Origin of the sequence: Streptomyces sp. NPDC093097 (assembly GCF_044754325.1) — a bacterium.
Lineage (GTDB): Bacteria > Actinomycetota > Actinomycetes > Streptomycetales > Streptomycetaceae > Streptomyces.
Genome location: NZ_JBIVOW010000004.1, coordinates 403802 through 430003 on the forward strand (window position 1 = coordinate 403802; position 26202 = coordinate 430003).

A 26202-nucleotide genomic window follows, 5' to 3' on the forward strand; every position below is an offset into this window, starting at 1 on the left:
ACGTTTCACGTGAAACAGGCCCTCCCCTTCGTGGGGACGGGCCTGTTTCGCGTGAAACCCCGGCGATGTTTCACGTGAAACATCAAGCGGTCCGTCTACAACGGCCGGAGCGCAGGTTCCTTCTGAACAGCCCCGAGCAGACGGTCCAACGCCAGCTCCACGTCTTCCTTCCACGAAATCGTCGTCCGCAGTTCGAGCCGCAACCGCGGGAATCGGGGATGCGGACGGACCGTTTTGAAGCCCACCGCAAGGAGATGGTCGGCGGGCAACACGCACGCCGGTTCGGTCCAGCGTGCGTCACCGAATGCTTCGATGGCCTTGAAGCCACGCTGAATGAGGTCCTTGGCCACCGTCTGGACCATCACTCGCCCCAGGCCCTGCCCCTGGTATCCAGGGTTCAGCCATGCCGTCAGCAGCTGCACCGCATCCGGTGAGACCGGACTGGTGGGGAAGGCCGTCGAACGCGGGACATAGGCCGGCGGGGCGTACATGACGAATCCGGCCGGCACATCGTCGACATAGACAACGCGCCCGCAGGAACCCCACTCCAGCAGGACCGCTGAGATCCAGGCTTCCTTCTCCAGCTCGGGACGCCCCGCCTTTACTGCGGCCTCGCCGCTGACGGGGTCGAGCTCCCAGAAGACGCAGGAACGGCAGCGCTTCGGGAGGTCCGGAAGATTGTCCAGTGTGAGCGGTACGAGCCGACGGCCCATGGAACCTGGTCCTCGCTTCCCTCGCCTGCCGTACCGCGCCGGCGCTGTCAGCGCCGCCTGCTCCCTGAGCAGACCACCAACGAACCTCCGAGGGCTGCGGGGTCGAACCCCGCCGCAAGTAGTCCGGTGCGGCTTACTGATCGTATGGCCCTCTCCTCGACACGAGGTCTCTCCACACGGATGTGTGCCATACCCGATCGCATCGTATCCACCGTTTCCGGGCGCGGGTACTACAGGAAAGCAAAAGGGCGAGCCGTGTTCCGGTATCGGTTCCGGAACACGGCTCGCCCATGAGCCGCATGCGTCAGCTCAGTTCTCTGTGCCGCCCTCGTCGGCCAGCGACTTGCCCAGGACACGCCCTTCGCCCGGAGCGAGCGTGCCGAGAATGCGCTCCAGGTCGTCCATCGAGGCGAACTCGACGACGATCTTTCCCTTCTTCTGGCCAAGATCGACCTTCACGCGGGTTTCGAAGCGGTCGGACAGCCGGGTGGCCAGACCGGTGAGCGCGGGGGACACCCGAGCGCCCGCGCGAGGCTTCTTGGCCTTGCCCGCGCTCTTGGCACTCGCCCCCATGAGCGTCACGATCTCCTCGACCGAACGGACCGACAGCCCTTCCGCCACGATCCGACGTGCCAGGTTGTCCTGCTCCTCCGGATCGTCCACGGACAGCAGCGCCCGGGCGTGCCCCGCGGAGAGCACCCCCGCCGCAAGCCGCTTCTGTACGGACGGCGAGAGCTTCAACAGCCGCAGCGTGTTGGTGACCTGCGGACGCGAACGCCCGATTCGGTCAGCCAGTTCGTCATGCGTGCACCTGAAGTCCTCCAGCAACTGGTCGTAGGCAGCTGCCTCTTCCAGCGGGTTCAGCTGCGCCCGGTGGAGGTTCTCCAGAAGCGCGTCGAGCAGCAGCCGCTCGTCTTCCGTGGCCCGCACGATCGCGGGGATCTTCTCCAGGCCAGCCTCACGGCAGGCCCGCCAGCGCCGCTCGCCCATGATGAGCTCATAGCGTCCGGGTGCCGTCTGGCGGACCACGACCGGCTGGAGCAGGCCCACCTCCTTGACGGAGGTGACCAGTTCGGCGAGGGCATCCTCGTCGAAGACCTCTCGCGGCTGCCGCGGGTTCGGCCTGATCGCGTCCAGCGGCACCTCGGCGAAGTGCGCGCCGGCCACCTCTGACGGGTTGCCGTGGGTGCTCTCCGCCCCGGCCGATGCCTCTGTTTCACGTGAAACACCGGGCGTCGGCAGTGAGGCCACCTTGGCGGCCGCCACCCCGCGGTCCGGCGCCAGAACCGGTACGGACGACGGTGACGCCGTGCCCCTTCCCACTGCTGGACCGGAGGGGTCCGTGCTCTGGGGTGCCGCGGGGATCAGCGCACCGAGCCCGCGGCCCAGCCCTCTACGTCGTTCACTCACTGAGTCCCCTCCGAGATGCTGTGCTGTGCTTGGTAGTTCACACTCAGGCCCTGCTCCCCGGACTGTGGCGCCCCGCGCAAAGCGATCTCCCTCGCTGCTTCGAGGTACGAGAGCGCGCCGCTGGATCCCGGGTCATAGGTGAGCACCGTCTGCCCATAGCTGGGGGCCTCTGAGATACGTACCGAACGGGGAATGCTCGTCCGGAGCACCTCGCTGCCGAAGTGGGTGCGCACCTCGTCGGCGACCTGCGAAGCCAGACGGGTACGTCCGTCGTACATGGTGAGCAGGATCGTCGAGACGTGGAGCTCGGGGTTGAGATGCCCCCGCACCAGCTCGACGTTCCGCAGCAACTGCCCCAGGCCTTCCAGCGCGTAGTACTCGCACTGGATCGGGATCAGCACCTCAGCGCCGGCGACCAAGGCGTTGACGGTCAGCAGGCCGAGCGAGGGCGGACAGTCGATGAGGATGTAGTCCAGCGGCTGTTCATACGCCTTGATGGCACGGTCCAGCCGGCTCTCGCGCGCCACCAGCGAAACCAGCTCGATCTCGGCACCGGCCAGGTCGATGGTGGCGGGCGCGCAGAAGAGCCCCTCCACCTCCACCACCGGCTGCACGACGTCGGAGAGTGGTTTGCTCTCGACCAGCACGTCGTAGATAGAGGGCACTTCGGCGTGATGGTCGATCCCCAGAGCCGTCGACGCGTTGCCCTGCGGGTCCAGGTCGATCACCAGGACCCGAGCCCCGTGCAGGGCCAGCGAAGCCGCGAGGTTCACCGTGGTGGTGGTCTTACCGACTCCGCCCTTCTGATTGGCGACCACGATGACCCGGGTCTCTTCAGGACGGGGCAGCCCCTCGCCTGTGCGGCCCATCGCCCCTACCGCCAGCTGCGCTGCGCCACCTAGTGGTGTGTTGTCCATCAGGGGCGGCGTTTCACGTGAAACGTCGTCCCCGAACGACTCGTTGCGGGGACCGGGGACCGGATCGGTCATCGGTCCCGCGATGTTGGCGTCGGACCGCAAGGATTCACTCTCCTCGACATCAGGCTCACGATGGTGAGAGCCTGCCATGCTTTCGGTATCGCGAACCAGTGAGGTCCGTTCTCCTGTGGATGAACCCATCCCTGTGGATACTTCCGTGACCCGTGTGGGTTTCCGGTCGTGCGGCTCGGCAGCCCCACGACCGCGGGCGATGATCCCCTGCAGCAGAGAACGACGTTTCACGTGAAACACGATGCCAGCGCCACGTCCGATTAAGACGCGACACTCCGTCTTGTGACCCTTTGTGGCGTTTGAGCAATTCGCCCTATCCGCTGTTCCGCGGATGGCTGTGCCCACCGCCCAGAAGCCGTGCCGGATTCCTCCGGCATCCCGGCATCAGCGCCGGCGCCCCCTCGACGCGCGACTGGTGCGTGCCGCCTTCGCCCGCTTGGCCGCGAAACGCACCCCGCCGGGGCTCTCGCCCACCTCGACGCGCACCACGGTCGACGGCGGATCCACCACGCCCTCGCCGACGTGCACGATCGATGTGTCCACCACACCGAGCTTGCTCAGCGCAGCCCGGGACGCCTTGAGCTCCTCCTCCGCGGTATCGCCCTTGAGCGCCAGCATCTGCCCGTAAGGCCGCAGCAACGGAACCCCCCAACCGGCCAGCCGGTCGAGCGGCGCGACCGCGCGCGCGGTCACCACATGCACCTGCGGAAGCTTGCCCATGACTTCTTCCGCGCGGCCTCGCACGACCGTGACGTGGTCCAGTCCGAGCAGCTCGACGACCTCCTGGAGGAAGTTCGTCCGCCGCAGCAGTGGCTCCAGGAGCGTGATCTTGAGATCCGGGCGCACCAGCGCCAGCGGAATGCCGGGCAACCCGGCGCCCGAACCCACGTCGCACACCGAGACGCCCTCGGGGACCACCTCGGAGAGCACCGCACAGTTCAGCAGGTGCCGCTCCCACAGCCGCGGCACCTCGCGCGGGCCGATCAGCCCGCGCTTCACACCCGCGTCGGCGAGCAGTTCGCCGTACCGTACGGCCTCCGGAAAGCGCTCGCCGAATACCTCCTGCGCCTCTTTCGGCGCAGGAGGGAGCTCCGCTGATGCCTCCGTCACGGGAACCGCCCTTCCTCTGGACTGCTTTTCCTGCCGGGAACCCGGCGCTATGACCGGGGATAACACAGAAGGCTGACAAGTTTTGGCCCCGCCTGCGAGCAGACGGGGCCAAAGAAAACTGAGCGTGAAGCGTCAGGCCGGAAGGATAACCACGCGGCGCTGCGGCTCCTCGCCCTCGGACTCGCTCCGCAGCCCGGCCGCGGCCACCGCGTCGTGTACGACCTTGCGCTCGAACGGCGTCATCGGGTCGAGCTTCACCGGCTGGCCGGTGCTCTTGGCCTCCGCCGCGGCGCTCGTGCCGATCTTGGCGAGCTCCTCGCGCTTGCGCGCCCGGAAGCCGGCGACATCCAGCATCAGACGGCTGCGGTCGCCGGTTTCGCGGTGCACCGCCAGCCGCGTCAGCTCCTGCAGCGCCTCCAGCACCTCACCGTCGCGACCGACCAGCTTCTGCAGGTCGCGGCTGGTCGCGTCACCGATGATCGACACCGCGGCGCGGTCCGCCTCGACGTCCATGTCGATGTCACCGTCGAGGTCCGCAATGTCCAGCAGGCCTTCCAGGTAGTCGGCCGCGATCTCGCCTTCCTGCTCCAGGCGGGACAGGGTGTCGGCGCCCTTGGTGGCAGGGGTCGTGTCCGTCACGTAAGGACTCCTTCTTACTTCTTGGACGGGTGCTTGGGGCGCTGCTGGCCCTTGCGCTGCCCGGACTTGGTGTTACGGGATCCGGAGGCGGCGCCGCCCTTGGCGGGCGTACCACCCTTCTCCTCGCCGTCCGGCGCGGCCGCGTCGGACTCCGAAGTCTCGGCAGCGCCCGACGACGAGCTCGCCCGCGTGCGGTTCTGCGTGGCACCGCTCGGCGTGCCGGCACCGGTCTGGCGCTTGGCCTTCGTCTGCCGCTTGGGCTGCTGGCGGTTCTGGCGCGCTTCCTCGGCGGCCTTCTTCGACGCGACCTCGGCGGGGCTCTCCACCAGCTTGCCCTGGGCGCGCAGCCGCTCCTGGCGCTCGGTGAACGCCTTGCTGCCCGGGGTGGGGTTGCGGCGGATGACGTACATCTGCTGGCCCATGGTCCACACGTTGGTGGTCAGCCAGTAGACGAGAACACCGACCGGGAAGTTGATACCGAAGACGGCGAACATGACCGGGAAGACGTACATCAGCATCTTCTGCTGCTGCATGAACGGCGTCTTCACCGTCAGGTCGACGTTCTTCGTCATCAGCTGACGCTGGGTGTAGAACTGCGACGCCGACATCAGGACGATCATGATGACCGTGACCACGCGGACGTGGGTCACCGAAGCGCCGAGGCTCTCGATCTTCGCCGCGCTGTCCATGAACTTCGCCGCGAGCGGCGCACCGAAGATGTGCGCCTTCTGCGCGCTCGCCAGCAACGTCGGGTCGATGAATCCGACCGTCTTGTTCTGCGCGATGTGGCTGAGGACCTGGTACAGGGAGATGAAGAACGGCGACTGCGCCAGGATCGGGAGACAGCTCGAGAGCGGGTTGGTGCCCGACTCCTTGTAGAGCTTCATCATCTCTTCGGACTGGCGCTGCTTGTCGCTCTTGTAGCGCTCCTGGATCGCCTTCATCTTCGGCTGGAGCGCCTGCATGTTCCGCGTCGCCTTGATCTGCTTCACGAAGAGCGGGATCAGGCAGACACGGATCAGCACCACGAGCGAGACGATGGCCAGGCCCCACGCCGCGCCACTGTTCGGATCGAAGATCAGGCTGAAGAACGAGTGGAACTGGACGATGATCCAGGAAACTGCGTAATAAAGGGGACTGAGGATCGTGTCCACGAATCAGGCTCCTTGGGCGTTGGGCTGAGTCTCGGGCTGGGCGACAGGCTCAGGGACGGTGGGCCCGCCCAGGCGGCTCCTCAGCCGCTGATGCCAAACCGGACGCTTCCGGGGAGGGACGTGGTCGACGCCACCGAGCGACCACGGATTGCACCGCAGGATGCGCCAGGCGGTCAGCGCAGTCCCCTTCACCGCGCCATGCCGGTCGATGGCCGTGTAGCCATAGTGCGAACACGACGGGTAGTACTTGCAGACCGGGCCCAGCAACGGGCTGATGGTCCATTGGTAGATCTTGATCAAAAGCAGCAGCGGGTACTTCACTGTGCGCTCCCTCCCGGGTCCCGTCCGGGAGCCCGGGGGCCGACGGCGTCACCGTCGGTTGCGGCCCTGGTGGGGTTGCTGCCTTTCGGCGCCCCTCCCAGCAGCCGTGCCAGCGCGGCGTCCAGGTCGCGGGCCAGCTGGTCGTACTCCGCCGCGCCCGCGCCGGGCAGGGCCCGTACGACAACCAGGCTACCGGCGGGCAGCCGGTCCAGCCGGTCGCGCATGAGATGGCGAAGTCTCCGCTTGACCTTGTTGCGGACGACCGCAATGCCAACGGCCTTGCTGACGACGAAACCCGCACGCGTCGGGGGAACACTTCCCCCCGCTGCGTGCGGGTCCGTTACGCCGCTACGACAATGCACGACAAGGAGCGGGCGACCGGCCCTGCGTCCCCGGCGTACCGCGGTCGCGAAGTCCTCGCGCCGCCTCAGCCGATGTTCGGTAGGCAGCACGACATGGACCTAGGTCGGGCTGCTCAGGCGGACAGGCGGCCGCGGCCCTTGCTACGGCGCGACGCGAGAATCGCGCGGCCGGCACGGGTCCGCATGCGCAGACGGAAGCCGTGGGTCTTCGCGCGACGGCGGTTGTTCGGCTGGAAGGTGCGCTTGCTCACTCGGGGGCTCCAGGAATCCTTGTGTCTCAGAGAGACAGATTGTGGGGCGTCGACTGGCTGTCACCGTGCGCCCACGAGTAGCTCGCCACGCCCGAGTGCACCGCTACATGACCACGAGAGCGCGATCTTTGCCCATCGGAGGCAGGCGGCAGCAGCCATCGACAACTCGACCTGGTCACGGTACGCGGGGCCGCGCCTTTCGGTCAAACCCGCTCCATGACAGTGCGGAGAGCCCCCGCCAGGACACACTATGCACAGCCTGTGGACAACAACTTGAATCCCCAGGCCCGCCCTGACTACCGTGGCTGAACTCCATTTCCTTCCCGGCCGTCCTGAGAATCACACATTCGTGGGACTGTGAGAGAGCGTGCCCTGTGGCTGATGTACCTGCCGATCTTGCCGCAGTGTGGCCGCGTGTGCTCGATCACCTCTTGCGGGCGGAGGCCGACGGCCTCAAGCCCAAGGACCAGGACTGGCTCAAGCGGACCCAGCCGCTGGCGCTGGTCGCGGACACCGCACTGCTCGCCGTCCCCAACGAGTTCGCCAAGGGTGTGCTCGAAGGGCGGCTGGCGCCGCTGATCGGGGAAGCGCTCAGCCACGAGTGCGGCCGGCCGATCCGGATCGCGATCACCGTCGACGACTCCGCCGAGGAGCCCGCTCCCCAGCCGCCCGCGCCGCAGCAGCACACCCAGCACCAGCAGGCGCAGCATGACGCGTATGACGGGTATGAAGGGCGGCGGGACTCCCGCCAGGGCTACGGGCACCAGGGCGACGACCTGCCGAGCGTCCGCCCCGCGTACCCGGACTACCCGCAGCCGCGGCACGAGCCCGGGGCGTGGCCCCAGCACTCCGTCACCGACGCGGTCGGCCCGCGTGAGGAGTACGGCTGGCAACAGCAGCACCTGGGCGGCTACCCCGACCGCGAGTCGTCCGCGGAGCAGTGGCGCGAGCCGTACGGCGCCTCGCCGCCCGCTCATCTCCAGCAGCACCAGAACGACTACCGGTCGCAGGGGCCCGACCGCAGTGGGCCACGCCCCTCGGACGGTCCGCGCGCGCCGTACGAGCAGCAGCGCCGCGACCTCCCCGATCTCCCCCCGCCCGGTGGCGGCGGCCGGCCGGGCGGTCCCGGCTCCGCGCTGCCGGCGCCCAGCGGCGCCCCCGGTCCGCTGGCCGCGCAGCCCGCGCCGGCGACCGGCCCGGGTGAACCGACCGCGCGGCTGAACCCCAAGTACCTCTTCGACACCTTCGTCATCGGCGCCTCCAACCGCTTCGCGCACGCCGCGGCGGTCGCGGTCGCCGAGGCGCCTGCCAAGGCGTACAACCCGCTGTTCATCTACGGGGAGTCGGGCCTGGGCAAGACCCACCTGCTGCACGCCATCGGGCACTACGCCCGCAGCCTCTACCCGGGCACCCGGGTGCGGTACGTGAGCTCCGAGGAGTTCACCAACGAGTTCATCAACTCCATCCGCGACGGCAAGGCGGACGCGTTCCGCAAGCGCTACCGGGACATGGACATCCTGCTCGTCGACGACATCCAGTTCCTGGCGAGCAAGGAGTCGACGCAGGAGGAGTTCTTCCACACCTTCAACACCCTGCACAACGCCAACAAGCAGATCGTGCTCTCCAGTGACCGGCCGCCGAAGCAGCTGGTCACCCTGGAGGACCGGCTGCGCAACCGCTTCGAGTGGGGTCTGATCACGGACGTCCAGCCGCCGGAGCTGGAGACCCGGATCGCGATCCTCCGCAAGAAGGCGGTGCAGGAGCAGCTGAACGCTCCGCCGGAGGTGCTGGAGTTCATCGCGTCCCGGATCTCGCGCAACATCCGCGAGCTGGAGGGCGCGCTGATCCGGGTGACCGCGTTCGCGTCGCTCAACCGGCAGCCGGTGGACCTGGGGCTCACCGAGATCGTGCTCAAGGACCTGATCCCCGGCGGCGAGGACACCGCCCCGGAGATCACCGCGACCGCGATCATGGCGTCGACCGCCGACTACTTCGGGCTGACCGTGGACGACCTGTGCGGTTCGTCGCGCAGCCGGGTGCTGGTGACGGCCCGCCAGATCGCGATGTACCTGTGCCGGGAGCTCACCGACCTCTCGCTGCCGAAGATCGGCGCGCAGTTCGGCGGCCGCGACCACACGACCGTGATGCACGCCGACCGCAAGATCCGCGCGCTGATGGCCGAGCGGCGTTCCATCTACAACCAGGTCACCGAGCTGACCAACCGCATCAAGAACGGCTGACGTGCGGCCCACCGCCGGCCGCCACCGCCACCAGGGCGCTCCGGGATCCGCTCCCGGGGCGCCCTGCGTCGTACGGACCGGGGAAGCGGTGGCCGGTGTCGTCAACCGCGCGGCCGGGGGCTCGCGGGCCGCTCATGGAGGGGAGTCCAAGGGGGTCGGCGGGCCGATCGCCGGGCTGTGCGTGCCGTTCGCCGTCGTCCCAAGACTGTGGAGCGCGCCAGCGCTGTTCGATTTTCGGCCTGGTCACGGCCTCTCTCCACAGATTGGGCAAGAATCTTCCGTCCACAGCCTGGGGAGGGGAAAGTTATCCCTGTGGGATCCACAGGCCGGTGTGGTGACGGGCCATCGGGCGAGGTCAGACGGGTGTGGAATTGTGGTCAACCGATATCCACAGGCTGTGGACGAAGGATTCATCCACAGGGCCCGCGTCGGCTTGTCCACCGGCTGCCCACAGGTGAAGCGCGGTTGTCCCCAGTGATCCTCAGCTTCTCCACACCGCTGTCCACTGTTCGGCAACGCAACACCCGTCCTCACCGCGCCGAGTGAAAGCGGTCACACCAAGGTCCGGGGTTGGGCTGTGGGGAACGTGGGTAAAGCTGGGGATGGCACTGGGGAGAAGTGCCCTAGCCCTGTGCATGGAGTGTGCAGAACTTCGCGCGATCCACAGCCGGGGCCACTTATCCACTGCTGCCACCCACAGGGGCGGTGGACAAAAAATTGACGCTGACCTGCGCAAAGTCAGTTGTCCACGGTTTCCACAGGGCCTACTACTACGACCACGGATATCTACCGGGGACTTCGCTCGGAAACGGGCCCTGTGCACAACTCGGCTCCGGAGCCCGTCGCCCGGGCCGAGTCGACTTGACCCCGAGCCGCACCGACTGTCGGCGGCGTGCGTCAGACTGGTCTCCGGCAACTCAGCCGACGACGAAGAGCCAGCAGGGCGAGAGCCAGCAACAGCAGGAGGCGGTTTCCGGTGAAGATCCGGGTGGAGCGCGATGTACTCGCGGAGGCAGTGGCCTGGGCGGCCAAGAGCCTCCCGGCCCGTCCGCCGGTGCCCGTCCTCGCGGGCCTGCTGCTGAAGGCGGACGACGGCGCACTGAGCCTGTCGGGTTTCGACTACGAGGTCTCCGCGCGGGTCTCGGTGGGCGCCGAGGTGGAAGAGGAGGGCACCGTCCTCGTCTCCGGCCGGCTGCTCGCCGACATCTGCCGGGCGCTCCCCAACCGCCCGGTGGAGATTTCCACCGACGGTGTACGGGTGACCGTGGTCTGCGGCTCCTCCCGCTTCACCCTCCACACCCTGCCTGTGGAGGAGTACCCGTCCCTGCCGGCGATGCCGACCGCCACCGGCACCGTCTCCGGCGAGGTCTTCGCCGCTGCCGCCGCCCAGGTGGCCATCGCCGCCGGCCGTGACGACACCCTCCCGGTGCTCACCGGTGTGCGGATCGAGATCGAGGGCGACACCGTCACCCTGGCCTCCACCGACCGCTACCGCTTCGCGGTCCGCGAGTTCCTGTGGAAGCCGGAGAGCCCGGACGCCTCCGCGGTCGCCCTGGTGCCCGCCAAGACGCTGCTGGACACCGCCAAGTCCCTGAGCAGCGGCGACACCGTCACCCTGGCGCTGTCCGGCTCCGGGAAGGGCGAGGGCCTGATCGGTTTCGAGGGCGCCGGCCGGCGGACCACGACCCGCCTGCTCGAAGGCGACCTGCCGAAGTACCGGACGCTCTTCCCGACCGAGTTCAACTCCGTCGCGGTGATCGAGACCGCCCCCTTCGTCGAGGCCGTCAAGCGTGTGGCGCTGGTCGCCGAGCGGAACACCCCGGTGCGGCTGAGCTTCGAGCAGGGCGTGCTGATCCTGGAGGCCGGCTCCAGCGACGATGCACAGGCTGTGGAAAGGGTCGACGTCGACCTGGAGGGCGACGACATCTCGATCGCCTTCAACCCGGGCTTCCTCCTGGAGGGCCTGTCGGCCATCGACTCCCCGGTGGCCCAGCTGTCGTTCACCACCTCGACCAAGCCCGCGCTGCTCAGTGGCCGCCCGGCCAAGGACGCCGAGGCCGACGACGCCTACAAGTACCTGATCATGCCGGTCCGCCTCTCCGGCTGACGCGGGCGCACGGCTTCGTACCGCCCCCGGGCCCCGGCGCACAGCCGGGGCCCTTGCGGTGACCGGCCGAGGGCCCCCGATGAGCGGTTGAGCCCACAGCTGTGCACGGGGTCCCCGGCGTAGGCTCGGACGCGGGTACGAACAGCAACGACTATGTGCAAAGAGGGTCTCTGATGGAGCTCGGTCTCGTCGGTCTCGGCAAGATGGGCGGCAACATGCGCGAGCGCATCCGCCGCGCAGGCCACACCGTCATCGGATACGACCGCAACCCGGACCTGGCCGATGTGGACAGCCTCAAGGGGCTTGTGGACAGGCTCCAGGGTCCGCGGGTGGTCTGGGTCATGGTCCCGGCCGGTGCCGCCACCCAGTCGACCGTCGACGAGCTGGCCGAGCTGCTCTCGCCCGGCGACCTGGTCGTGGACGGCGGCAACTCCCGCTGGACCGACGACGAGAAGCACGCCGAGCAGCTGGCCGCCAAGGGCATCGGCTTCGTGGACTGCGGTGTCTCCGGCGGTGTCTGGGGCCTGGAGAACGGCTACGCGCTGATGTACGGCGGCGACAAGGAGAACGTCGCCAAGGTGCAGCCGATCTTCGACGCCCTCAAGCCCGAGGGCGAGTTCGGCTCCGTGCACGCCGGCAAGGTGGGCGCGGGCCACTTCGCGAAGATGGTCCACAACGGCATCGAGTACGCGATGATGCAGGCCTACGCCGAGGGCTGGGAGCTGCTGGAGAAGGTCGACTCCGTGGAGAACGTCCGCGAGGTCTTCCGCTCCTGGCAGGAGGGCACGGTCATCCGCTCCTGGCTGCTGGACCTGGCGGTCAACGCCCTCGAGGAGGACGAGCACCTGGCCAAGCTGCGCGGCTACGCCGCCGACTCCGGTGAGGGCCGCTGGACGGTCGAGGCCGCGATCGACAACGCCGTGCCGCTGCCGGCGATCACCGCGTCGCTCTTCGCGCGCTTCGCGTCCCGCCAGGACGACTCGCCGCAGATGAAGATGATTGCCGCGCTGCGCAACCAGTTCGGTGGCCACGCGGTCGAGAACACGAAGTAAGCACAACCAGCTCAGCAGCCGGGGAGGTCGGCGCGTAGCCATGCACGTATCGCATCTGTCGCTCGCCGACTTCCGCTCGTACGCCCGGGCCGAGGTCCCGCTCGACCCGGGCGTCACGGCGTTCGTGGGGCCCAACGGGCAGGGCAAGACGAACCTCGTCGAGGCGGTCGGCTATCTGGCCACGCTCGGCAGCCACCGGGTCTCGTCGGACGCCCCGCTGGTGCGGATGGGCGCCGACCGGGCGATCGTCCGGGCCGCGGTCGTCCAGGGCGACCGGCAGCAGCTGATCGAGCTGGAGCTCAATCCGGGCAAGGCGAACCGCGCCAGGATCAACAGGTCGTCGCAGGTCAGACCGCGTGACGTGGTGGGAATCGTCCGGACGGTGCTGTTCGCGCCGGAGGATCTGGCGCTGGTCAAGGGTGACCCCGGTGAGCGCCGGCGGTTCCTGGACGAGCTGATCACCGCCCGTTCCCCGCGGATGGCGGGGGTGCGCTCGGACTACGACCGCGTCCTCAAGCAGCGCAACACCCTGCTGAAGACGGCGGCGCTGGCCCGCCGGCACGGTGGCCGGCAGATGGACCTGTCGACACTGGACGTCTGGGATCAGCACCTGGCCCGCGCCGGTGCCGAACTCCTGGCCCAGCGGCTGGACCTGATCGCCGCGCTGCGGCCGCTGGCGGACAAGGCGTACGAGCAACTGGCGCCGGGCGGTGGCCCGTTGGGACTGGAGTACCGCGGTTCCGCGGGCGAGGCGATGGCCGCCGCCACGAACCGCGAGGAGCTGTACGGCGTGCTGCTGGCGGCGCTGGGCGAGGCCCGCAAGAGCGAGATCGAGCGCGGTGTGACCCTGGTCGGGCCGCACCGGGACGATCTGCTGCTGAAGCTGGGGCAGTTGCCGGCGAAGGGCTACGCCAGCCACGGCGAGTCCTGGTCGTACGCGCTGGCGCTGCGGCTGGCCTCGTACGAACTGCTGCGCACCGAGGGCAATGAGCCCGTGCTGGTGCTCGACGACGTCTTCGCCGAGCTGGACAGCCGGCGCCGGGAGCGGCTGGCGGAGATGGTGGCGCCGGGCGAGCAGGTCCTGGTGACCGCGGCGGTGGACGACGACGTGCCGGGAATCCTGGCCGGGGCGCGGTACGCGGTCTCGGGCGGCACGGTGGAGAGGGTGGACCGGTGACCGAACCGCAGCCGGAGCGGCCCAGGACTCCGGAGCTGTCCGGGGTGGACCTGGCACGTCAGGCGCTGGTGGCCGCCAAGGAGCAGGCCCGTGCCCGGGGCGCGGCCGCACAGCAGAAGAAGCAGGCCCGCCGCGGCGGGCTGCGCTCGGGCGCACGGGCGGACGGCCGGGACCCGCTGCCGCTGGGCGCCGCGATCAACCGCCTGATCACGGAGCGCGGCTGGGAGACGCCCGCGGCGGTCGGCGGGGTGATGGGCCGCTGGCCGCAGCTGGTGGGGCCCGAGGTGGCGCAGCACTGCGAGCCGCAGCGGTACGACGAGGACGCCCGCGTGCTGACCGTCCAGTGCGACTCGACGGCCTGGGCGACGCAGCTGCGGCTGCTGGCGCCGCAGCTGGTGGCCCGCCTCAACGAGGACCTGGGCCACGGCACGGTGAAGATGATCAAGGTGCTGGGGCCGGGTGGCCCGGCCCGGCGGTACGGGACGCTGCGCGCGCCGGGCTCCAAGGGCCCCGGCGACACCTACGGATGAGTGGCGCCGCACGGCCGAGAATCCCCGTGCGCTGGGGGCGGTGTTTCACGTGAAACACCGCCCCCAGCGCACGTTTGTGGCTGGTCAGGGGCGGTTTCACGGGAAACGGCGCACTCCCGTACGGGCCTTGTAAACACGTGTGACGTATGAGACTCCGCTCACGGTAGCCGGCGGTTGACATCCAGAAGCGCTGGGTGCCTGCGTGAGCGCCCTGGGGCCCCGTCTCGTATATGGGGAGTCGGTGGATGGCACTTCAGGGCGGCACATGACGACTCAGGCGCCTGCAAACCCCCATGAGTGTCAGCGCTACCGGTAGACTGGTAGCAATCCCGCCCACTCGCGGAACAAGTCGAACGACGAGCCGCTCCCACCTGTCCTTCGCGGGGAGATCGCAACAGGTGTGGAAGGGCTCGTGCTGTGCCAGAAAGGGCGCTTCGTGGCCGACTCCGGCGACCTCAACGAGAACAACATGGCTTCTACCGAAGAGGGGGGTTCGGCCGGCGCCGTGGGCGACTCCTCGGTGGAGAAGTCGTACGACGCCAGCGCGATCACCGTCCTTGAGGGCCTGGACGCGGTTCGCAAGCGCCCCGGCATGTACATCGGCTCCACGGGCGAGCGCGGTCTGCACCACCTGGTGCAGGAGGTCGTCGACAACTCCGTCGACGAGGCGCTGGCCGGCCACGCCGACACCATCGAGGTGACGATCCTCGCCGACGGCGGTGTCCGGGTCGTCGACAACGGCCGCGGTATCCCCGTCGGCATCGTGCCGTCCGAGAACAAGCCGGCCGTCGAGGTCGTGCTGACGGTGCTGCACGCCGGCGGCAAGTTCGGCGGCGGCGGGTACGCGGTCTCCGGTGGTCTGCACGGCGTGGGCGTCTCCGTGGTGAACGCCCTGTCGACCCGGGTCGCGGTGGAGATCTGCACGGACGGCTACCGCTGGACCCAGGAGTACAAGCAGGGCGTGCCCACCGCCCCGCTGGCCCAGCACGAGGCCACCGACGAGCACGGCACCTCGGTCACGTTCTGGGCCGACGGCGAGATCTTCGAGACCACCACCTACAGCTTCGAGACGCTGTCGCGGCGCTTCCAGGAGATGGCGTTCCTCAACAAGGGGCTGACCATCTCGCTCAAGGACGAGCGCGCCGACCACGTGGACGAGGACGGCAAGCCGCTCTCGGTGCGGTACCACTACGAGGGCGGCATCGTCGACTTCGTGAAGTACCTCAACTCCCGCAAGGGCGAGCTGGTGCATCCGACGGTGGTCTCGGTGGAGGCCGAGGACAAGGAGCGGAACCTCTCCGTCGACCTCGCGATGCAGTGGAACACCCAGTACAGCGAGGGTGTCTACAGCTTCGCGAACATCATCCACACCCATGAGGGCGGTACCCACGAGGAGGGCTTCCGCGCCGCGCTGACCGGCCTGATCAACCGCTACGCGCGCGACAAGAAGCTGCTCCGCGAGAAGGACGACAACCTCACGGGTGAGGACATCCGCGAGGGTCTGACGGCGATCATCTCGGTCAAGCTCGCCGAGCCGCAGTTCGAGGGCCAGACCAAGACCAAGCTGGGCAACACCGAGGTCAAGACCTTCGTCCAGAAGGTCGTCCACGAGCACCTCAACGACTGGCTGGACCGCAACCCCAACGAGGCCGCGGACATCATCCGCAAGGGCATCCAGGCGGCCACCGCCCGGGTCGCGGCCCGCAAGGCGCGTGATCTGACCCGCCGCAAGGGCCTGTTGGAGACCGCGTCGCTGCCCGGCAAGCTGAGTGACTGCCAGTCCAACGACCCCACCAAGTGCGAGATCTTCATCGTCGAGGGTGACTCCGCCGGCGGCTCGGCCAAGTCCGGCCGGAACCCGGAGTACCAGGCGATCCTCCCGATCCGCGGCAAGATCCTCAACGTCGAGAAGGCCCGGGTCGACAAGATCCTCCAGAACAACGAGGTCCAGGCGCTGATCTCGGCCTTCGGCACGGGCGTCCACGAGGACTTCGACATCGAGAAGCTCCGCTACCACAAGATCATCTTGATGGCGGACGCCGACGTCGACGGCCAGCACATCAACACCCTGCTGCTGACCTTCCTGTTCCGCTTCATGCGGCCGCTGGTCGAGGCCGGGCACGTCTACCTCTCCCGCCCGCCGCTCTACAAGATCAAGTGGGGCCGGGACGACTTCGAGTACGCCTACTCCGACCCGGAGCGGGACGTGCTGATCGAGCGCGGCAAGCAGAACGGCAAGCGGATCCGTGAGGACTCCATCCAGCGGTTCAAGGGTCTCGGCGAGATGAACGCCGAGGAGCTGCGCGTGACGACCATGGACGCCGACCACCGGGTGCTCGGCCAGGTCTCGTTGGACGACGCGGCCCGCGCGGACGACCTCTTCTCCGTCCTCATGGGTGAGGACGTCGAGGCGCGCCGCTCGTTCATCCAGCGCAACGCCAAGGACGTCCGCTTCCTCGACATCTGAGCCCTGTCGGCCCGCACACCAGCCGCAGCTCGAAAGGACTTTGAACCACCATGGCCGACGAGAACCCCCCTGTGACCCCGGACGGCGTGACCGCCGAGGGCGCGCCCGCCACCATCGAAGGCGTCGGAATGCGCGTCGAGCCCGTCGGGCTCGAAACGGAGATGCAGCGCTCCTACCTCGACTACGCGATGTCCGTCATCGTCTCGCGTGCGCTGCCCGACGTCCGCGACGGCCTCAAGCCGGTGCACCGCCGTGTGCTCTACGCGATGTACGACGGCGGCTACCGCCCCGAGAAGGGCTTCTACAAGTGCGCCCGCGTCGTCGGCGACGTCATGGGTACGTACCACCCGCACGGTGACACCTCCATCTACGACGCGCTGGTCCGCCTGGCGCAGCCGTGGTCGATGCGGATGCCGCTGGTCGACTCCAACGGCAACTTCGGCTCCCCGGGCAACGACCCGGCCGCGGCCATGCGGTACACCGAGTGCAAGATGGCGCCGCTGTCGATGGAGATGCTCCGGGACATCGACGAGGAGACCGTCGACTTCCAGGACAACTACGACGGCCGGAACCAGGAGCCGACGGTCCTGCCGTCCCGCTTCCCCAACCTGCTGATCAACGGCTCGGCCGGTATCGCGGTCGGCATGGCCACCAACATCCCGCCGCACAACCTCCGCGAGGTCGCCGAGGGCGCGCAGTGGGCGCTGGCCCACCCGGAGGCGTCCAGCGAGGAGCTGCTGGACGCGCTGATCGAGCGGATCAAGGGCCCCGACTTCCCCACCGGTGCGCTGGTGGTGGGCCGTAAGGGCATCGAGGAGGCGTACCGCACCGGCCGCGGCTCCATCACGATGCGCGCGGTCGTCGAGGTCGAGGAGATCCAGAACCGCCAGTGCCTGGTGGTCACCGAACTCCCCTACCAGGTCAACCCGGACAACCTCGCGCAGAAGATCGCCGACCTGGTCAAGGACGGCAAGATCGGCGGCATCGCGGACGTCCGCGACGAGACCTCCTCGCGCACCGGCCAGCGACTGGTGATCGTCCTCAAGCGGGACGCGGTCGCCAAGGTCGTCCTCAACAACCTCTACAAGCACACCGATCTCCAGACCAACTTCGGCGCGAACATGCTCGCGCTGGTCGACGGCGTGCCGCGCACCCTCTCCCTGGACGCCTTCATCCGGAACTGGGTCACGCACCAGGTCGAGGTCATCGTCCGCCGGACGAAGTTCCGGCTGCGCAAGGCCGAGGAGCGCGCCCACATCCTGCGCGGTCTGCTCAAGGCGCTGGACGCGATCGACGAGGTCATCGCGCTGATCCGGCGCAGCGAGACGGTCGACGTGGCCCGCGAGGGCCTGATGGGCCTGCTCCAGATCGACGAGATCCAGGCCAACGCGATCCTGGAGATGCAGCTCCGCCGGCTGGCGGCCCTGGAGCGGCAGAAGATCACCGCCGAGCACGACGAGCTCCAGCGGAAGATCAGCGAGTACAACGCGATCCTGGCCTCCCCCGAGCGGCAGCGCCAGATCATCAGCGAGGAACTCGCCGCGATCGTCGAGAAGTTCGGCGACGACCGGCGCAGCAAGCTGGTGCCCTTCGAGGGCGACATGTCCATCGAGGACCTGATCGCCGAAGAGGACATCGTCGTCACCATCAGCCGTGGCGGCTACGTGAAGCGGACGAAGACCGACGACTACCGCTCGCAGAAGCGCGGCGGCAAGGGCGTGCGGGGCACCAAGCTCAAGGAAGACGACATCGTCGACCACTTCTTCGTCTCCACCACCCACCACTGGCTGCTGTTCTTCACCAACAAGGGCCGGGTCTACCGCGCCAAGGCGTACGAACTCCCGGACGCCGGGCGGGATGCGCGCGGTCAGCACGTGGCCAACCTCCTGGCCTTCCAGCCGGACGAGCAGATCGCGCAGATCCTGGCGATCCGCGACTACGAGGCGGCGCCCTACCTGGTCCTCGCCACCAAGGCCGGCCTGGTGAAGAAGACCGCGCTCAAGGACTACGACTCGCCCCGCTCCGGCGGTGTGATCGCGATCAACCTGCGCGAGCAGGAGGACGGCACCGACGACGAGCTGATCGGCGCCGAACTGGTCTCCGAGGCCGACGACCTGCTGCTGATCAGCAAGAAGGCCCAGTCGATCCGGTTCACCGCGACCGACGAGGCGCTGCGCCCCATGGGCCGGGCCACCTCCGGTGTGAAGGGCATGAGCTTCCGCGAGGGCGACGAGATGCTCTCGCTGAACGTGGTCCGGGAGGGCACCTTCGTCTTCACCGCCACCGACGGCGGCTACGCCAAGCGCACCGCGGTCGGCGAGTACCGCGTCCAGGGCCGCGGCGGCCTCGGCATCAAGGCCGCGAAGATCGTCGAGGACCGGGGTTCGCTGGTCGGGGCGCTGGTCGTCGAGGAGACCGACGAGATCCTCGCGATCACGCTGGGCGGTGGCGTGATCCGTACGCGGGTCAACGAAGTCCGGGAGACCGGCCGTGACACCATGGGCGTCCAACTGATCAACCTGGGCAAGCGGGATGCCGTCGTCGGTATCGCGCGGAACGCCGAGGCCGGCCGGGAGGCCGTGGAGGTCGACGGGCCCGACGGGCCCGAGGAGACGGACGGGGCCGAGGGGTCCGGGTCCACCGCAGCCGAGGGCGAGGCGCCCGCGGCGGAGTAGCACGAGGAGTAGGTCGTGAGTGGAGCCACGGGCGCTGCGACGGGCACGGCGGGAGTCACATCGGACTCCGCGGCGGAACCCGCATCCCAGGAGGAGCGCAGCGCCCGTGGCTCCGTCGCGTCCGAGGGCGCCCGGGACGCGGGCGCACACGAGGGGGGAACCGTGAGCAACACCCGACAGCCACAACCCCAGCCCCAGTCGCAGACGGCGGGTGGCGGCCAGGCACAGCCGCAGGGCGGCGCTGAGCAGCCGTACCAGCCGCCCCAGGCGTATCGCACGGGCGGCGCAGGGGCCGGAACCGAACAGGCCGTGCGCAAGCCGCGTACGGGTGCCAGCACGGCCCCGCGGACCCGTAAGGCCCGGCTCCGGGTCGCGCGCACCGATCCGTGGTCGGTGATGAAGGTGAGCTTCCTGCTGTCCGTCGCACTGGGCGTCTGCACGGTGGTGGCGGTGGCGGTGCTGTGGATGGTGATGGACGCGATGGGCGTCTTCTCCACCGTCGGCAAGACGATCAGCGAGGCGACCGGCTCCGCCGAGGGCGGGGGCTTCGACCTGCAGTCGTTCCTCTCGCTGCCGCGGGTGCTGCTGTTCACCTCCGTCATCGCGCTGATCGACGTGGTGCTGGCGACCGCGCTGGCCACCCTGGGCTCCTTCATCTACAACCTGTCGGCGGGCTTCGTGGGCGGCGTGGAGCTGACGCTCGCGGAGGACGAGTGAGGCCTCCCGAAGGGCGGTTGGCTCAGGGCGTTCCCAAGGCCTCCGGAACCGATTTTGGGAACGCCTCTGAAGTGCGCTAATCTTCTGGTGCAGCGAGCGAGTGGCTGCAGATAGCGAGCGGCTATAGCTCAGACGGTTAGAGCGCTTCCCTGATAAGGAAGAGGCCCCAGGTTCAAGTCCTGGTAGCCGCACCGCACAATCGGCCCGGCCGGAGATTTCTCCGCCCGGGCTGATTCTTTTACCGGCACTCGCCGGCCATGGGAACCGCATCCGGACGTGATTCGTTGTGAAGGTGCGGGAGTTGGGCCCCCTCGACGCCCCCGGACGGGGTGTTGCCGAGTGCGGGCTAGATAACCGATCGGTATCGACCGGTGTGTATCATCGGCCGACATAGGGTCCCTTACGTCAACGAAAGACGAGGTCGCGCGGTGAAGAAGCTTCTCCTGGTCGCACTGGCCGCCATCGGCGGGCTCCTCGTGTACCGCCAGATCCAGGCGGATCGCGCCGAGCAGGATCTGTGGACGGAGGCGACCGACTCCGTGCCCGCAGGTTCGGGTGTGTGAGACGACACGCACAGCACAGTTCGTATGGACCCCGGTTGCCCAAGGGCGACCGGGGTTTCGTACGTGACCGGGGCGGGCACGCGGGCTCCTGAGTTTGCTATCGCATATTGATCGATTGCAGTGGCAAAGTCGCTGGTCGTGACGTCGATGTCCGGGCGGCGACGGCGGGATGCGAGGGGGACGAGACATGGCACGACCACCACGCAGGCGGGCGGTGGCGCTGGTCGGCGGGGTGTTGCTGGCACTGTCCGCGGCGGTGCTGCCGGCCGAGGCGGCCCCACGGGCGACGCCGGCCGCCGAGGGCAGCGGGCTGGTGATGGTCCTGGACTCCTCCGGCTCGATGGCCGGGAGCGACGGCGCCGGCAGCACCCGCATAGCCGCGGCCCGCAAGGCCGTCGGCACCGTCGTCGACACTCTGCCCGAGGGCTATCCCACCGGTCTGCGGGTCTACGGCGCGGACAAGCCAAAGGGCTGCGACGACACCCGGCTCGCGCACCCCGTCGGCCCGTTGGACCGGGCCGGACTGAACCGGGCCGTGGCGGGCGTGACCCCCAGGGGCGACACCCCCATCGGCCTCGCTCTGACCAAGGCCGCGCAGGATCTCCCCAAGGCCGCGGCCGGTGCGGCCGGCAAGCGCACCGTCCTGCTGATCTCGGACGGCGAGGACACCTGCCAGACCCCGCCGCCCTGCCAGATCGCCTCCCAACTCGCCGCGTCCGGCGCCGATCTGCACATCGACGTCATCGGCTTCCAGGCGGCCGCCAAGGCTCGCCCCCAGCTCCAGTGCATCGCCAAGTCCGGCAACGGCCAGTACTACGACGCTCCTGACGCCGCCTCGCTCGCCCGCCAGGTGCAGCGCGCCGGCCAACTCTCCGCGTCCGGCTACGCGTTCCAGGGCACGCGGATACGCGGCACCGACGACCGGCAGGGCGCACCGGCCCTCGCTCCCGGGCAGTATCTGGACACCATCGGCCCCAACGAAGTGCGCTACTACGCCACCGATCTGGACGCGGCCTCGACCGCCGACTTCTCGGCCACCGCGGTGCCCCCGTCCGGTGCCGCGGTCGACTTCCGCGACACCGTGAGCGCCCGCATCGCCTATGGCACGGACGGTAGTTGCCAGTCCTCCACCGCGAGATTCGGGCAGCGGGAGGGCGCCACACCGCTGACCGCCGGCGTCAGCCGCATCCCGTCGCAGAGCGGCAACGGCAGCTGCGACAAGGCGGGCCGGTACTGGCTGGTCGTCGAGCGCCGCGCGGACACCGGCTCGGACGCCGCGCGCTGGCCGGTGGAGCTGACGTTTCACGTGGAACATCCGCTGAAGAAGGGCGTCACCCCCGCGCAGTCGGCCCCGGAATACGGCGCGGGCGGCAAGAACGCCACGCTGCCCACCACCCCGCCCCAGGACGTCACCGGCGGCACCGGCTTCAACGACGCCCGCCCGCTGGGCCCCGGCGTCTGGCGGGACACGATCCTCCCCGCGCAGACGCGCTGGTACAAGGTGCCCGTCAGCTGGGGCCAACAGCTCCGCTACGACGTGGAGTTCGCCAATGAGACGCGGTCCGGCCACAGCTCCCATGTCTCGTTCGGCAGCACCCAGGTCTACACGCCGTTCCGCGCCCCGGTCGGCAGCGGGACCGGTGAGTTCACCCCGCAGGTGCCGTACACCGGGCGGCCGGCCTCGCTGAGCATGGGCACGGTGCCGGTCTCCTGGACCAACCGCTACGAGACCCACCCCAACGTCATCCCCGTCCACGCCGACGGCGACTTCTACATCGCGGTCACGCTCGGGGCCCGGGCCGCCGAGATCGCGCAGAACCCGCGGATCGGCGTGGTGCTCCGGGTCGCCGTCCTGGGCCAGGCGAAGGCCGGGCCGGAGGCGGATGCGGTGTCCCTCAAGAACGAGACGCCCGACGGCGGTTCGGCGTCCGGCACCGCCGGTCCCGCGGGCAGCGGCGGCTGGCCCGCGGTCCGGGTCGCCGGCGTCTCCGTGGGCGTGGTGGGCGTGCTGATGCTGGGCGGCCTCGGCCTGTCGTACGTCTGGGCCCGCCGGAAGCCGCGGACGAGCGGCGCGGACAGCGGGGGAGGGGCGCGGTGAGCGCCTCCGGCACCGGGCGCCGGGCCGCTGCTCTGACCGCGCTGACGGCGCTGGTGCTCACACCGGGAGCGGCGGCCGCGGCCGACGGCGTACCGGGCTATCGGATGGCGTCCGACGGCACCGCCGTCAAGGGCACCGCCGGCGCGGCCGACGCCCCGCGGCTCGGCCCCGGGCAGCACGCGGACACCCTCCGGCGCGGTGAGACCAAGTACTACGCCGTGGTCCTCGACGCCTCCAGCAACGCCTACTTCTCGGCGGTCGCCGCACCCCGGCCGGGCACCAAGGTCGAGGACTACCGCGACAAACTGACCGTCACGGTCCAGGACAGCGGCGGCACCACCTGCGGCGTATCGGGGACGGCCCAGTTCCACAGCGGCGGCACCGCCTATCCCGCCGCCGACTACGCCGCCCGCCTCATCGGCCCGGACGTCACCGGCTGCCAGCAGGCCGGCCCGTACTACGTCGTGGTCAGTCGCGAGGGGCCGGCGACCTCCGGGCCCGAGCCCTGGCCCATCGAAATCGGCCATTTCACCGAACCCGCGCTCAAGGGCCGGCCCTCCACCCGTCCGTCTGAGGGGAGTCGGAGCTCGGCCACGCCCGCGCCGCCCGCGGACGCCACCGCGCACCCGGTCGCCGGCGGCACCGGCTTCAACGACGCCGCCACGGTCGGCAAGGGCGTCTGGAAGGACCGCCTCACCCCCGGCGAGACCCGCTTCTACCGCGTCCCGGTGGACTGGGGCCAGCGGCTCAACCTCAGTGCGGAGCTCCCCAACTCCCCTGCTCCGTCCACCGCGTACGTTCCCGACGCCCTCGGACTCGCGGTCTACAACCCGGCCCGCGGCAGGGTCCGGGAGGCCCGCTTCGTCGCGTACGCCGGGAAGCCGGCCGCCGCCCGCGACTTCACCGCGCCGGTGGCCCACGGCAACCGCTGGGCACCGGACCGCGCGGTCGCCGGGATGCGCTTCGCGGGCTGGTACTACGTCGCGGTCACCCTCACCTCGCGGGCCGCATCGGCCTTCCCCGAGGGCGCCGACCTCACCCTCCGGGTGGACGCCCGCGGCACCCCGCAGGCCGGACCGGGCTACGTCGAGCCGGCCGGCGACTTCACCGTCGACCCCGGGGACACCGCGGGCCGGCCGGCGGGCGGCATCCGGACGCTCGTGGGGTACGCCGGGATCGGCGCCGGCATCGTGCTGCTGGCCGGGCTGGGCGCCTGGACGCTGCTCGCGCGCCGGGCGGCCGCGGCCCGGCTCTCCCGCACGCCGCCCATGGACCAGCAGACGACCCAGGCGTCACCGCGCCGGTCCGCGCCGCCGCGTGTGGGGTAGCCGACCGCGGATCAGCCGGCGATCAGCGCCCACACCCCGACGGCGATGCACAGCAGCGCCACGATCAGGACCGGGACCGCGACCTTCGGGGGCGGTCCCGGTCTCCGTACCGGGGCGGCCGGGGGAGCCACCGCCGGCACTCCGGTACCGCCGGACGGGGGCTGCGCGGGCAGCGGGGGCTGCCCGGAGGTGTACGGGCGGGTCGCGGCCGCCGGCGGAGGCACCGGCGCCGCCGACACGATCTCCGTCCGCTCGACCGGAGCCGGAGCCGGAGCCGGAGCCGGAGCCGGAGCCGGAGCCGGAGCCGGAGCTGGAGCCGGGGCCGCGGGCGGTGGAGGCGTCCGGGGCGGGGTGGTCGGCGGGGCCGGGACGGTGCCGCGCGGCGGGGTGCCCAGTGGCGGCGCACCGGCCGGCCGGACCGGGGGCGGCGGGGTGCTCGGCGGCGGCGGGACCGGCGGCGCGAGGTGGAAGCTCCCGGTGTCCGACATGGACGGCGGCCCGGCGGCCGTGCCACCGCTCGCCGTCCCACCGGACTCCGTGGCCCCGGCGGGGCGCGCGGCGGTGTCCGTGCCCTTGGTGGGGCGCAGCGGCCCGTCCGCACCGAACCCGGTCGGCAGCGGGCCGATGTGGTCGAAGACCTCGATGACCTCGTCCTCGATGGTCGCCTCCGGCAGCAGCTCGGCCGCCGCCAGCAGCGCCTTCCGTGCCCCCGTCGCGGTCTTGAACCGGGCCTCCGGATCGGGGTGCAGCAGCGACGCCAGCACCTGCCACAACGGCTCCGGCACGTCCTCCGGAGCCGGCGGTATCCCCTGCTCGGCGAACCGCCGGACCAGCGCCTCGGCGTCCGGCCGGGCGCCGGTGATCAGGCTCAGCGCGACCAGTCCGGCCGCGAACAGGTCCGCGGGGAAGTCCGGCTCGGCGCCCAGCATCTGCTCCGGCGCGAAGTAACCCGGCGTCCCCACCACGTAGTTGGCCTCGGTCAGCCGCGGCTCACCCTTGCGCATCGCGATACCGAAGTCGGACAGCCGCAGATGCGGGCGGCCGGTGCCGGTGGCCTCCAGCAGGATGTTCGCCGGCTTGATGTCCCGGTGCACCACACCCTCGGCGTGCACGGCGGTCAGCCCGGCCAGCAGCTGGTCCATCAGCGTGCACACCATCCGCGGCGGCAACGGGCCGTAGTCCCCGGTCAGATGGGCCAGCGAGCCGCCGTGCACCAGGTCCATGGTGAACAGCACCTGCGCATCGTCCGCGGCCCAGCTCGCCGGGGCCAGTACGTGCGGATGGTCGATCCGCAGCGCCTGCTCCCGGACGAAGCGCAACAGCGTGTGTGCGTCGCTCTGTTGCAGCACTTTGGCCGCCACGTAACGGCGGCGCCGGTGGTCCCAGGCGCGCCAGACCGCGCCCACTCCACCCCGTCCGATCGGGTCCACGAGCTCGTACCGACCGGCGAAGATCTCACCCATTGCGCCCCGTCCGCTTCTGGATCACGTCGCCCGCGGCCAACTCCCCGATGGCCGCCCGCGTTTGGCTAGCTTTGGTGCGCCTCGTAGTGGGCGACCGCGTCGGCGGTGCGGCCGGCACCGTAGACCCTGAGGAACTCCGACAGTTCGGGGTGGGTGGCGGCGAGGCTGTTCGCCGCGTCGATGATCTCGCCGGCGTCGGAGACCGACCGCAGCAGCGACTGGATCTCCCGCACCACCCGGCGCACGGTGGTGGCCCCCGTCGACGAGGTGGTCTGCGCGGTGTTGTTCAGCACCGATCCGCCCGCCGTCTTCTTGATCTCTTCCATCCGGTCGGTGGCCTCGGCGGCGCTGACGCTGCCGTCCGCGACCTGACCGGCCAACTCCTGGAGCGCCTGCACCCGCTGCACCACGGCCGGGTTGCCTATCTTCGCGCGCTGCCCGCTCATCAACTGGGACAGCATCGGCGCGGACAGGCCGAGCACCGCGGCCAGCCGGGCCTGGTTCAGCCCGAGATCGTCTATGAGACGGCGGAACAGCGCGCCCAGAGGTTCCCCGTACCAACTGCGCTGGAGCTCCCGGGCCCGCGCGGTGGCTTCCTGCTGTGCTGCATCCATGCCGTCTCCCCTGTCTCCCCGATCGCGCTTCGCTGCCGCGAATCTCGCGAAGCATCCTACGGAGAGCGACGGGGTCCGGCGATACCCGGTCGGGAAAGCGGCCCGACACCGGGTACCCTGTTCCGCGAAGGGGCCTTAGCTCAGTTGGTAGAGCGCTGTCTTTGCATGGCAGATGTCAGGGGTTCGACTCCCCTAGGCTCCACCTTCAAAACCCCTCCGACC

21 protein-coding genes, 2 tRNA genes and 1 pseudogene are annotated in these 26202 nt (G+C 69.8%); 13 read left to right on the forward strand and 11 right to left on the reverse strand.

The window, feature by feature from the left end; translation table 11 throughout:
- Nucleotides 1-95: 95 nt before the first annotated feature.
- The 9 genes and pseudogenes from ACIQE0_RS09540 to rpmH all read right to left on the reverse strand — a co-directional run bounded on the left by ACIQE0_RS09540 (nt 96) and on the right by rpmH (nt 6949).
- Nucleotides 96-713 carry a GNAT family N-acetyltransferase gene (locus tag ACIQE0_RS09540; RefSeq protein WP_366339109.1) on the reverse strand — a complete coding sequence of 206 codons (618 nt, stop codon included), beginning with the start codon at nt 711-713 and terminating at the stop codon, nt 96-98.
- 309 nt (nt 714-1022) lie between these two features.
- A complete protein-coding gene (locus ACIQE0_RS09545; RefSeq protein ID WP_366339110.1) occupies nt 1023-2123 on the reverse strand; it encodes a ParB/RepB/Spo0J family partition protein in 1101 nt (366 codons plus the stop codon).
- Nucleotides 2120-3190, reverse strand: a complete 1071-nt coding sequence (locus ACIQE0_RS09550; protein ID WP_366339129.1) for a ParA family protein — start codon at nt 3188-3190, stop codon at nt 2120-2122. Before ACIQE0_RS09550 ends, ACIQE0_RS09545 begins: the two co-directional genes overlap by 4 nt.
- A gap of 306 nt (nt 3191-3496) precedes the next feature.
- Nucleotides 3497-4222 carry a 16S rRNA (guanine(527)-N(7))-methyltransferase RsmG gene (rsmG, locus tag ACIQE0_RS09555; protein WP_402330212.1) on the reverse strand — a complete coding sequence of 242 codons (726 nt, stop codon included), beginning with the start codon at nt 4220-4222 and terminating at the stop codon, nt 3497-3499.
- Nucleotides 4223-4354: 132 nt separating this feature from the next.
- Complete coding sequence (locus ACIQE0_RS09560) at nt 4355-4861, reverse strand: R3H domain-containing nucleic acid-binding protein (RefSeq protein ID WP_366339114.1); 507 nt, start codon at nt 4859-4861, stop codon at nt 4355-4357.
- A 14-nt stretch (nt 4862-4875) separates the two neighbouring features.
- Nucleotides 4876-6015, reverse strand: coding sequence for a membrane protein insertase YidC (gene yidC / locus ACIQE0_RS09565; protein ID WP_366339116.1), 1140 nt, complete (start codon nt 6013-6015; stop codon nt 4876-4878).
- A 3-nt stretch (nt 6016-6018) separates the two neighbouring features.
- Nucleotides 6019-6336, reverse strand: coding sequence for a membrane protein insertion efficiency factor YidD (gene yidD, locus ACIQE0_RS09570; protein WP_006604423.1), 318 nt, complete (start codon nt 6334-6336; stop codon nt 6019-6021).
- An 83-nt stretch (nt 6337-6419) separates the two neighbouring features.
- Nucleotides 6420-6788, reverse strand: a pseudogene (gene rnpA / locus ACIQE0_RS09575) (ribonuclease P protein component); the annotation flags it as partial.
- A 23-nt stretch (nt 6789-6811) separates the two neighbouring features.
- Nucleotides 6812-6949, reverse strand: coding sequence for a 50S ribosomal protein L34 (gene rpmH, locus ACIQE0_RS09580; RefSeq protein WP_009716483.1), 138 nt, complete (start codon nt 6947-6949; stop codon nt 6812-6814).
- A 374-nt stretch (nt 6950-7323) separates the two neighbouring features.
- Between rpmH and dnaA the strand changes: the two genes are divergently transcribed.
- The 12 genes from dnaA to ACIQE0_RS09640 all read left to right on the forward strand — a co-directional run bounded on the left by dnaA (nt 7324) and on the right by ACIQE0_RS09640 (nt 23903).
- Entirely contained in the window at nt 7324-9189 is a 1866-nt protein-coding gene (gene dnaA, locus ACIQE0_RS09585; protein ID WP_402330215.1) for a chromosomal replication initiator protein DnaA, read from the forward strand.
- A 976-nt stretch (nt 9190-10165) separates the two neighbouring features.
- On the forward strand, nt 10166-11296 hold the full coding sequence (dnaN, locus tag ACIQE0_RS09590; protein WP_366339121.1) for a DNA polymerase III subunit beta: 1131 nt from the start codon (nt 10166-10168) through the stop codon (nt 11294-11296).
- Between the two features lie 173 nt (nt 11297-11469).
- Nucleotides 11470-12348 carry a phosphogluconate dehydrogenase (NAD(+)-dependent, decarboxylating) gene (gnd, locus tag ACIQE0_RS09595; RefSeq protein WP_366339123.1) on the forward strand — a complete coding sequence of 293 codons (879 nt, stop codon included), beginning with the start codon at nt 11470-11472 and terminating at the stop codon, nt 12346-12348.
- A 40-nt stretch (nt 12349-12388) separates the two neighbouring features.
- Nucleotides 12389-13525: a DNA replication/repair protein RecF gene (gene recF, locus ACIQE0_RS09600; protein WP_366339125.1), complete on the forward strand. Its 1137-nt coding sequence runs from the start codon at nt 12389-12391 to the stop codon at nt 13523-13525.
- Nucleotides 13522-14055, forward strand: coding sequence for a DUF721 domain-containing protein (locus tag ACIQE0_RS09605; protein WP_402330218.1), 534 nt, complete (start codon nt 13522-13524; stop codon nt 14053-14055). The genes recF and ACIQE0_RS09605 overlap by 4 nt, the downstream gene beginning before the upstream one ends.
- Before the next feature lie 412 nt (nt 14056-14467).
- Nucleotides 14468-16522, forward strand: a complete 2055-nt coding sequence (gene gyrB / locus ACIQE0_RS09610; protein WP_366333466.1) for a DNA topoisomerase (ATP-hydrolyzing) subunit B — start codon at nt 14468-14470, stop codon at nt 16520-16522.
- 50 nt (nt 16523-16572) lie between these two features.
- A complete protein-coding gene (gyrA, locus tag ACIQE0_RS09615) occupies nt 16573-19197 on the forward strand; it encodes a DNA gyrase subunit A (protein ID WP_402330220.1) in 2625 nt (874 codons plus the stop codon).
- A gap of 15 nt (nt 19198-19212) precedes the next feature.
- Nucleotides 19213-19914, forward strand: coding sequence for a DUF3566 domain-containing protein (locus ACIQE0_RS09620; protein WP_402330222.1), 702 nt, complete (start codon nt 19213-19215; stop codon nt 19912-19914).
- A 117-nt stretch (nt 19915-20031) separates the two neighbouring features.
- A tRNA-Ile gene (locus ACIQE0_RS09625) sits at nt 20032-20105 on the forward strand.
- Between the two features lie 237 nt (nt 20106-20342).
- Nucleotides 20343-20477 (forward strand): DLW-39 family protein, encoded by a 135-nt coding sequence (locus ACIQE0_RS09630; protein WP_003958712.1) that lies wholly within the window; start codon nt 20343-20345, stop codon nt 20475-20477.
- A gap of 187 nt (nt 20478-20664) precedes the next feature.
- The gene (locus tag ACIQE0_RS09635; protein WP_402330223.1) at nt 20665-22575 is read left to right on the forward strand and encodes a VWA domain-containing protein; all 1911 of its coding nucleotides are present in this window, start codon (nt 20665-20667) and stop codon (nt 22573-22575) included.
- A complete protein-coding gene (locus tag ACIQE0_RS09640) occupies nt 22572-23903 on the forward strand; it encodes a hypothetical protein (protein ID WP_402330225.1) in 1332 nt (443 codons plus the stop codon). The genes ACIQE0_RS09635 and ACIQE0_RS09640 overlap by 4 nt, the downstream gene beginning before the upstream one ends.
- 11 nt (nt 23904-23914) lie before the next feature.
- Here the strand turns inward: ACIQE0_RS09640 and ACIQE0_RS09645 are convergent, their stop codons facing one another.
- Together ACIQE0_RS09645 and ACIQE0_RS09650 are read right to left on the reverse strand one after the other, a co-directional pair.
- Entirely contained in the window at nt 23915-25366 is a 1452-nt protein-coding gene (locus tag ACIQE0_RS09645) for a serine/threonine-protein kinase (RefSeq protein ID WP_402330226.1), read from the reverse strand.
- A 65-nt stretch (nt 25367-25431) separates the two neighbouring features.
- Nucleotides 25432-25980: a DNA-binding protein gene (locus ACIQE0_RS09650; protein ID WP_366333454.1), complete on the reverse strand. Its 549-nt coding sequence runs from the start codon at nt 25978-25980 to the stop codon at nt 25432-25434.
- A gap of 129 nt (nt 25981-26109) precedes the next feature.
- Between ACIQE0_RS09650 and ACIQE0_RS09655 the strand changes: the two genes are divergently transcribed.
- Nucleotides 26110-26182, forward strand: a tRNA-Ala gene (locus tag ACIQE0_RS09655).
- Nucleotides 26183-26202 lie beyond the last annotated feature (20 nt).